We start from the raw sequence: 8,691 nt of genomic DNA on the forward strand, positions 1-8,691 counted from the left end.
ATCACGCTCACCTCTCGAACAAAGATGCACACGTATTGTACTCGCGTGGTCACAGATTGATCGACAGGTTGCGTCCGGGAGGAGATGCCGGACGTCGGATCACCAGTGTTTACCCAGGCCAGCGCCGAAGTCTTGCGCAGTAATGGGCGCATCCGAGCCGGGGGTTCATCATGCGGCGCGCCCCGGCCGGGAGGCGGGAGGCCGCCCGGCCGGCCAGAGGTCAGGAGGCGGGCATGTCCCGGCGCCGGAGGCCGGTCAAGCCGATCACGATCAGGGCGGCCGCGACGGCGGTCATGAGGATCAGCGGCGGGACCGCCAAGTCCCCGCCGGGGAGCTTGGGCAGGTGCTCGAAGACCGACAGCTTCGCCACCCATTCGTCGAGTTGCAGCTCCAGGCCGATGAACCCGGCCAGCATGCTCACCGTGAGCACGGCGAAGGCTCCGGCGACCAGCCGGGGCAGCAGCCCGAACAGCGCGAAGGCGAGGCCGGTGAACACCCACACCGCAGGGAGTTGCACGAGCGCGGCGGTCAGCAGGCGGGGCAGCTCACGGGCGACGTCGCCGCTGTTGAGGCCGTGCGCCAGCCCGGCCGCCGCGCCGAACGCCGCCAGGCCGAGCGCCGAGCCGAGCAGTGTCAGGAAGAGATGGGCGCCGGCCCATCGCAGCCGGTCGACCGGCGTGGCCAGCAGCGGTTCGGCCCGCCCGTCGCGTTCCTCGTTGCGGAGCAGCAGCGTGCCCTGGATCGCGAAGATGGCGCAGACCAGGCCGAGCACGGTCATCAGGGGAACGAGGAACTGCTCGGCGAGCGATCCTGGACCGCCGATCCGGGCGAGCGCCTCCCGTGCCCCGGGCCCGCTGTTGTTCATCAACTCGCCCAGGCTCTGCGTCATGGCGCCGCCCGCGAGCCCGACCAGGGCCAGGCCCGCGGTGCGGCCGACCATCGGCCCGCGATGCAGCCGCCAGGCCAGCGCCAGCGGGCTGCGCAGCCCCGGCTCGGCAGCGGCCGGACCCAGACGGGCGGGCAGCAGGCCGCCGCCGAGGTCGCGCCGTCCCGACAGCGCCACGGCCTGCGCGGTGAGCGCGGCGACCGCGACGGCGGCGAGCGCGAGCACCCACCAGCGCTCACCGCCGTACGGTCGCAGCGCTTCCACCCAGCCCAACGGCGTCAGCCAGGACACCCAGGCCGGCCCGTCGCCGGACTGGGCCGCGATGTCGCCGACACCGCGCAACATGATGGCCACGGCGAGGACGACGATCGCGATCATGCGTGCGCCGCCCGCGCCGGTGGTGAGTTGCGCGACCACGGCGCCGACCGCCGCGAACACGCAGCCGGCGATCCAGAAGCCGAGCCCGAGCGCCAGGGAGCCGGCGATCGGCAGACCTTGGGCGATCAGCGCCAGCGCCGACAGGAGGCCCACGACAAGGCCGGCCCCGCAGGTGACGATCAGGGCCGCCGCCAGGTCCGCGTGCCGGGACACGGCGGTGGCGCCCACCAGTTCGCGCCGCCCGGCCTCCTCTTCCGTACGGGTGTGCCGGATGACCGTGAGCAGCGCGAACACCGCGACCATGCAGGGCAGGACCCCGGTCCGCCAGGCGATCATCTCGCCGAGGCTGGAGCCGTTCAGCGCGCCGTAGGCGAAGATGAAGGCCCTGGAGTGGATGCTGGTCTCGTAGTAGGCCTGGCGGGCCTCGGCCGTCGGGTACGCGCCGTTGAAGGCTTCGACGAACACCGCCGCGATCAGGACCACATAGAAGATCCACAGGGGCATCAGGACGCGGTCGCGCCGCAGCGCCAGGCGGATGAGCGTTCCGGTGCCGGTGAGCGCGTTCATCGTGCCGCCTTCGCGTGCCTGCTCGCGGTGCTCTGCGCGGAGCGGTCGTAGTGCCGCAGGAACAACTCCTCCAGCGTCGGCGGGCGGCTGACCAGGCTGCGCACGCCCGCCGCGGTGAGCCGGCGCAGCGCCTCGTCGAGCGCGATGGCGTCGACGCTGAAGCGTACCCGGTTGTCGTCGGCGCGCAGGCCGTGCACACCCGGCAGCCCGGCCAGCCCGGCCGGCGGGTTCGCCAACTCGGCCTCGATGGAGGTGCGGGTGAGGTGGCGTAGCTCGGCCATGGTGCCGCTCTCGACGGTGCGGCCGTCGCGGATGATGGTGACCCGGTCGCACAGCGCCTCGACCTCGGACAGGATGTGGCTGGACAGCAGCACGGTGCGGCGCTGCTCCGCGACGCAGTCCCGGAACACCTCCTCCATCAGCGGGTCCAGGCCGGAAGTGGGCTCGTCGAGAATGAGCAACTCGACGTCGGAGGCCAGCGCGGCGACCAGGGCCACCTTCTGCCGGTTGCCCTTGGAGTAGGCGCGGCCCTTCTTGCGCGGGTCGAGGTCGAAGCGCTCGATCAGCTCGTCCCGGCGCCGCCGGTCCACGCCGCCGCGCAGGCGGCCGAGCAGGTCGATGGCCTCTCCGCCGGACAGGTTGGGCCACAGGGTGACGTCGCCGGGCACGTACGCCAGGCGGCGGTGCAGCTCGGCCGCCCGCGTCCAGGGGTCGCCGTCGAGTAACCGGGCGGTGCCCGCCTCGGCCCGCATCAGGCCGAGCAGGATGCGGAGGGTGGTGCTCTTGCCCGCGCCGTTCGGCCCGAGGAAGCCGTGCACCTCACCGGTTCGCACGGTGAGGTCCAGGCCGTTCAGCGCCCGGGTGGCGCCGAAGGATTTGACCAATCCGGCCACGGTGATGGCATTGGTCTGCGTCATGGTGGGTGTCCTTGCGATGAAATGCGCTATGGGTGGGCTCTGAGATGGGAGCGGCCCTGAGGATCGGGCTAGAAGCGGTAGACGAGGACGGTGTTGCCCGGGCGGGACAGCACCGCGCTCGGCGCCGCCAGGCGGTTCATCAGGCGAAGACCCAGCGGGAATCGGTCCACCTCGGGCTCGCGCGTGCACAGGATCTCTTCGGCCAGCTTCAGCTTGGGATGCCAGCGTTCGGGCGTCCGGGGATCGTTGAAGCCGGGGAACTTGCTGACCTCCCTGATCGCCTTGCCGACGGGCGCGATCTTCTGCATCCGGACGGCGAAGGTGCTGTAGCCGTTGAAGGCGATCACCCCACTGGGGAAATGGTCGATGACGCGGCCCACCAGGGAGATCATCTCCTCTTCTGAGAGGAACGCGATCAGCCCGTCGGCGACGGCCACCACCGGCCGGTCGGTAGGCAGCGGGTCCAGCCACGTGGAGCCGGTCAGGTCGGCGGCGATGCCATGGGGTGTCGCGGCGGCGGGCAGGAGTTCCCGCCGCGCGGCGATGACCTCGGGGAAGTCGATGTCGTACCAGTCGGCTGTGGGCGGCGGAGTGATGCGCAACACCCGGCTGTCCAGGCCGGCCCCGAGGTCAAGGCCGACCGCGTCAGGGTGGCGGGCGATGAAGCGCTGGGCGACCTCGTCGAGCTTCTTGGCCCGATGGGCGATGTTGATGACGCTGCCCGACGGAATGTGGAGCTTCTTGTAGTCGTAGTCGACCTTCCGCACGATCTCGTCGGCCATCGTGTCGCCCAGGATGGGGCGGGGCAGGCGGTTGTCGAGCGCTCTGCCGCACAGTGTCAGCCACAGGCTGGCCTGCAACGGCGTGAAGGCCGGGACAGTCAGTGCCATTGAGTCATTCATCTCTTTTCTCAGGATGTGGTGATTCCTGCGCGTCGTCCCAGGCGGCCTGGGCCGCTTTCAGGATCGAGTCGTCGGCGTACATGCCGCGGGTGAAGACCTCGAGCATGGGCAGCCCGATGCGGCGCAGCAGGTCGGGCCCGGCCTGCTCGTGGCCGAGCGTCCGGGCCAGCGGCGCCGGCATGGTCAGCGTGGTGAGGCTGACCAGCACGGACAGCACCGCCAGCACTCGCACGTCGGAAGAGGGGCGCAGCGAGCCGTCGGCGATCCCGGCCCGCAGGATCTGCTCGGACTCGTCCACCATCGTGTTGACGAACGTGGTGGCCGCGGGCGTGTCCTCTTCGATCGCGCGCACCATGTAGCGCATGTGCAGGTGGTATTCCTCCGGGTCCGACTGGTACTGGCCGAAGAGCTCCTGCAGGCCGGCCGGGCTGGTGCTGTTAGCCCGCTGCGTCAGGATGCGCAGGACGTGGTCGTCGCACACGGCACGCAGCTTTTCCTTGCTGCCGAAGTGGTGGATGACCAGGCCCGCGCTCACTCCCGCGGTGGCCGCGATGGTCCGCACGTTCGTCTTCTGGAAGCCGTCGCGGGCGAAGTGGGCGATGGCGGCGGTACGGATCTTGGCCTGCGCGGTCAAATCCGCCGCGCTTGGGCCCTGCACATGGGCTGAACACACATTTGACATATTAAACATACGTTCAATCTGACGGCAAGTCCCTTCCGCAACCCACCGACCTCCAACTCCATCTCCTGGACCTCCTCGATATCGATCCACGAGGCCTCCGCTGAAGATCACTCACATGCGGAAAACGGGGCTAGCGCTCTGACCGCATAGGTTCGCCGGGTCGGTGGTCGCTTCGTTCACCCTGGGAGCGATCTGCGTTTCTGGGTGGCGGTGTCACGCAGAAGAAAAGTGATTGCCTCGGGACCAGCGCTCATGTTGGCTGGGCAGCATGGCTGAACCGCGTACCGATCGCCTCATCTTGCGCCGATGGCGTGACGAGGCCACGGGCGAGTTCATCGGCTTCGCAGGCTTGGATGAAGTGGACGACTACATGCCGTTCACGGGAGTGGAGATCGGCTGGCGGCTCGCCCGCTCGGCCTGGGGCCAGGGCTACGCTACCGAGGCTGCGCTGACAGTCCTGGTCCACGGCTTTGACGCTCTTGAGCTTCCTGAGATCCTCGCTGTCACAACGGCCAGCAACCTTCGTTCCCAGGCGGTGATGCGCCGGATCGGCATGACCCGGGACCCGGCCGACGACTTCGACGACCCCACCGAGCCCGAAGGGCCACTGCGTCCGAACGTGCTGTACCGCATCGCCCGTAGTGCGAGGATCTGACGTTCTCCGCTGGGGTCGTTTGAGCGGATGCGGGCGCGTTCCTTGCGTTGGGCGACGAGTACGTCGAGGTGGCGGGCGTTGGCGTTGTGCCAGCGCAGATAGGCGTGCAGGGCCCGGGTCTGCGCGGGACGGCTGCGGTGGTTGGAGTTGGCCAGGGTGAACTGGCGCAGCGGACCGAAGTGGGCCTCGATCGGGTTGGCCCAGGAAGCGTAGGTCGGAGTGAGGCGCAGCTCGACCTTGTTCTTCTTCGCCCAGCGGCGGACGTCCGCGCCGGTGTGGGCGGAGAGGTTGTCCAGAATGATGTAGATCGGGGCGCCGTCGGGTCGGGCGGCGCGGGTCGACTTCAGCGCGGTCAGAGTGTTGGCGGTGCCTTTGCGGCGGTGGTTGACGCCCCAGAGGCGGTCGTCGCCGACGGAGTGAGGGACGGCCTCCCGCCCACCGAGGGTCCAGACAGGCCAGACCGATCTCGTCGAACCGGTGGATCACACTCGTCAGCCTGCACCAGCTGGGCGATCACCGGAACACGGTTCCCGCCGGCCGAGGCCAGCAGCATCATCGTGCGCCGATAGCGCACCGAACTCGTGCTGCCCCGCCGCACGATCTGCTGCAGCTTCTGCCCCTCCTGGTCGGTCAGTCTGCGCACACGGACAGGCTCAGCCACCGCGCCTCCAGCGGTCGAATGGACGTCACCGCACATCCAACCGCCACGACCGCCACCACGGCGAAGCTATGCGGTCAGAGCACTAGGCGCCGGTGATCAGGCGTCGTTCCAGGTCGATGATCGGCTCGATGCTCTGCAGGTCATAATTGCTCAGAATGACGGCCGTCCAGTCCATGTCAAGGTAGATGGACCAGCTCGTCGATATGCCGCCCGCACCGCCTCCGTGGGTGATGATGCGCTGGTTGTTGTAGGTGGCGGCCACAGGCCCGTACGCCTGGAAGGTCTCCCCGCGGAGGGAGTTGCCGGAGGTGTCCGGCTTCAGCGGCTTGGCGGAGATCTTTCCGTTCACGTACAACTCGGTGTAGGGCCGGGCGGTGAGCTTGCCGCCCTGCAGTGCGATCGCGAAGCGGACAAGGTCCGGGGCGGTGGCGAAGCCGTTGCCGCCGCCTGTTCCCATCCATCCCCGGGCGGAGTTGCTGCCTTGGCCGGCGTCGCCGTAGACGGAGCCCTTGTCGAGGTTGCGGACGGCGTCGACCCGCGTGCCGTCCTTTTGATACATGTACGGGTGAGCGATGCGCTTGTCGGTCAGCCACTGGCGGCGGTCGTAGTAGGCGGAGTCCTCCATGCCGGCCGGGAGGAAGATGTTCTGGCGGACGTAGTCCTGGAACGACATGCCGGAGACCTTCGCCACGAGTTCGCCGAGCAGGGTGTAGCCCATGCTGCTGTAGGCCTTCTTCGTCCCAGGGGCGAACTCCAGCTCGAAGGTCTTCAGATTCGTCCAGAAGCTTGCCATCTGCTGCTCGTAGCTGTTGTGGATCTCCTCCGGTGGTGGCTGCTCGCCCGGGCGCCGGGCGTCGCCCAGGCCACTGGTGTGGGTGAGGAGGTGATGCACGGTGATGCGTTCGGCCATCTCCGCCGGCAGGCCCTCCAGATGCTTGCTCACCAGGTCGTAGAACTTGAGCTTGCCCTGCTGGACGAGCTGCACGACAGCCAGCCCGGTGAACGGCTTGGAGGACGAGGCCAGAGCGTAGATGCTGTCGATCTTGTTCGGGATCTTGCCTTCCTTGTCCGCCCAGCCGTAGGCGCGGGCCAGGACTTGGCGGCCGCGGTGTGCGAGCATCACGGTGCCGGAAAACTGATCCTTGTCCGCCAGTTCTTTGATGTGCTGGTCAAAGGCGCCTCCAGGAAGCAGGTCCTTGGGAATGCGGCCAGAGCCTGAGGACCGGTCGGCGTTCGCCTCGGCGGTTCCTTGCGAGGCCAGCAGACCACCGGCCGCCAGCGGGACCGCGCCCAGGAACCCGAGGGCGGAGCGGCGCGAAGGGCCGTGGTCGGACGAGGAGGGATGCGACAACGCCATGGAAATCCTTTCACGAGGAAAGATCTGCGAGGGGGATGCAAGCACGCAGTTTGTTTCTTCGGCGTTTCTGCGGCCTTCTGCCATTACAGCCGGACCGGACATCGGTCCGGGCACCTGGAGAAGCACCCGCGCCGAGAGATCGTCAATGCGCGCCTTTGCATAATGCGTGGCGGTACCTGCCCACCGACCTGCCGCTCTGGCAGGCCGTGTACTGGCACATCCAGCAGTGGGAACGAGTCGGCGTCGCCGAGGCGCTGCTGACCGAGCTGCGTACCAAGGCTCGTCGCATCATCGCTGACACCACTGGCCTGCTCATCGCGGTCGCGGTGGTGGCGGCAGGCCGGCAAGACCGCGATGGCGCCATGACCGCCCTGCTGTCGGCGTACCTGACCACCCCGAGCCGGCACGTTTCGCCGACCAAGCCTTCGCGGGGGTCGTGACACTCTACGCACCACTCTGGAGACCACGCGCAAACCCGCTGACCGGCTCGGCTTCAGCGTCGTCTTCCGCCCTTGGGTGGTGGAGAGAACGTGACCGCCTGTCCATGGCTTGCGCGCGACTTCGAACGCGACCCCAGCGTCTCCGAGGCGATCATCCGCTGGGCCGCCATCGCGGGCATGACCCGCCGACTCACCCGAGGCGGACCCGCCCGACGCCAACCTCGCAACATCGGCAATTGAATACACAGCCGAAGAGAGGCTTTCAATCACGCACTTAACACGAACCAGTTACTGTGGCATACTCCTTATTCGCCGTGATCAACATATTGGGGGACGGGATATGCGACAGGGTTTATGGCGACTCATCAGCGGTATGTTGGCGTTGCTTCCGACGATGTATTCCCCATGCGGCTGGGCCCGGACGACCCCCGGCTACTGCGAGATCACGAGCTCAGACGGTGGTTTAGGGTTCGCCGCTCTCGCCTCGGTGGTGTTCAGTGGGAATGTGCTGATTTGGCTGACGCTTATCGAGTCCACGCTGATGATATTCGCATTTCCTGCGCTGCTCGTGGCGCTGACGGGCAAGTGGCCTGGACGCCGGTTCGCCCAGGTCGTGATCGGGTTGCTGATCATCGGTGGGATGGTGAACGTACTGGCGAACGCGCTGGGCAGGGTGCTGGGAAACGAGGGCTTCTTTCTTGTCGTTTTCGAGGCGCTGCCCTCGGGTGGCTGGGAGTTACCGTCCGTCTGGTTCGGCTTCGCGCTTTTGGCCGCCGCCTACGCCCTACGCCGGGCCGCCTGCCAAGAAGACAAAAACGTCGAAGCTGCGGGCACGTGATGGAGGCGAAGATCTCCCGCACTCGTTCCGCTCTGGTGGTCAATATTCAGCGCTGATGTCGCGCAGCCCAAGTACGGCTCGAAGGGAGCGGCCGACGCGGTTGGCGAGACCCGTAGGGCGATTGCGGCGGGAGTCCCCGGAGGGCTGGAGGCGCGCGGGCCCAAGGCCTCTGGCACGTTCATCACGCTCACGCAGGATCGCGCGGTTGAAGAAGCCGTGGCCGGCACGTGACCGGGCAGGCCAGGAGTCCGCTGGGCCAGGACCTGTACGACAAGGCGAACCGGCGGACGTTGCGGACCACCATCCTGTTCAGCTAGTGGGCCGTCCCGGAACGTTGACCGGGTAATTGATCTCGGCTGGTGAACCCGTCAGGCTGGCTGCCTCTGAAGCTGGGAGGTAGTCGTGGCT

The 8,691-nt window shown here is 67.8% G+C and carries 8 protein-coding genes and 1 pseudogene; 3 read left to right on the top strand and 6 right to left on the bottom strand.

Going from position 1 to position 8,691, the window contains the following annotated elements; translation table 11 throughout:
* Positions 1–220 precede the first annotated feature (220 nt).
* The 4 genes from AB0L65_RS59880 to AB0L65_RS59895 form a co-directional block, all read right to left on the bottom strand.
* Positions 221–1,831, bottom strand: coding sequence for an ABC transporter permease (locus tag AB0L65_RS59880; RefSeq protein ID WP_364266055.1), 1,611 nt, complete (start codon positions 1,829–1,831; stop codon positions 221–223).
* A complete protein-coding gene (locus tag AB0L65_RS59885; RefSeq protein ID WP_364266057.1) occupies positions 1,828–2,748 on the bottom strand; it encodes an ABC transporter ATP-binding protein in 921 nt (306 codons plus the stop codon). Before AB0L65_RS59885 ends, AB0L65_RS59880 begins: the two co-directional genes overlap by 4 nt.
* Positions 2,749–2,816: 68 nt before the next feature.
* A complete protein-coding gene (locus AB0L65_RS59890; RefSeq protein WP_364266059.1) occupies positions 2,817–3,638 on the bottom strand; it encodes a class I SAM-dependent methyltransferase in 822 nt (273 codons plus the stop codon).
* A gap of 4 nt (positions 3,639–3,642) precedes the next feature.
* Complete coding sequence (locus AB0L65_RS59895; protein ID WP_364266061.1) at positions 3,643–4,323, bottom strand: TetR family transcriptional regulator; 681 nt, start codon at positions 4,321–4,323, stop codon at positions 3,643–3,645.
* Between the two features lie 277 nt (positions 4,324–4,600).
* Here AB0L65_RS59895 and AB0L65_RS59900 point away from each other — a divergent pair, with 277 nt between their 5' ends.
* Positions 4,601–4,987 (top strand): GNAT family N-acetyltransferase, encoded by a 387-nt coding sequence (locus AB0L65_RS59900; RefSeq protein WP_364266063.1) that lies wholly within the window; start codon positions 4,601–4,603, stop codon positions 4,985–4,987.
* A gap of 20 nt (positions 4,988–5,007) precedes the next feature.
* On the opposite strand, the pseudogene AB0L65_RS59905 reads toward AB0L65_RS59900, so the two are convergent.
* Both AB0L65_RS59905 and AB0L65_RS59910 read right to left on the bottom strand, forming a co-directional pair.
* A pseudogene (locus tag AB0L65_RS59905) lies at positions 5,008–5,648 on the bottom strand (transposase); the annotation flags it as partial.
* An 82-nt stretch (positions 5,649–5,730) separates the two neighbouring features.
* Positions 5,731–7,107, bottom strand: coding sequence for a serine hydrolase domain-containing protein (locus tag AB0L65_RS59910; protein WP_364266065.1), 1,377 nt, complete (start codon positions 7,105–7,107; stop codon positions 5,731–5,733).
* Positions 7,108–7,160: 53 nt separating this feature from the next.
* Here AB0L65_RS59910 and AB0L65_RS59915 point away from each other — a divergent pair, with 53 nt between their 5' ends.
* Together AB0L65_RS59915 and AB0L65_RS59920 are read left to right on the top strand one after the other, a co-directional pair.
* Positions 7,161–7,445, top strand: a complete 285-nt coding sequence (locus tag AB0L65_RS59915) for a hypothetical protein (RefSeq protein WP_364266067.1) — start codon at positions 7,161–7,163, stop codon at positions 7,443–7,445.
* 505 nt (positions 7,446–7,950) lie between these two features.
* Complete coding sequence (locus AB0L65_RS59920) at positions 7,951–8,283, top strand: hypothetical protein (protein ID WP_364266069.1); 333 nt, start codon at positions 7,951–7,953, stop codon at positions 8,281–8,283.
* Positions 8,284–8,691: the final 408 nt, after the last annotated feature.

The organism is Nonomuraea sp. NPDC052116 (genome assembly GCF_040680035.1).
Taxonomy (GTDB): Bacteria; Actinomycetota; Actinomycetes; order Streptosporangiales; family Streptosporangiaceae; genus Nonomuraea; species Nonomuraea angiospora_A.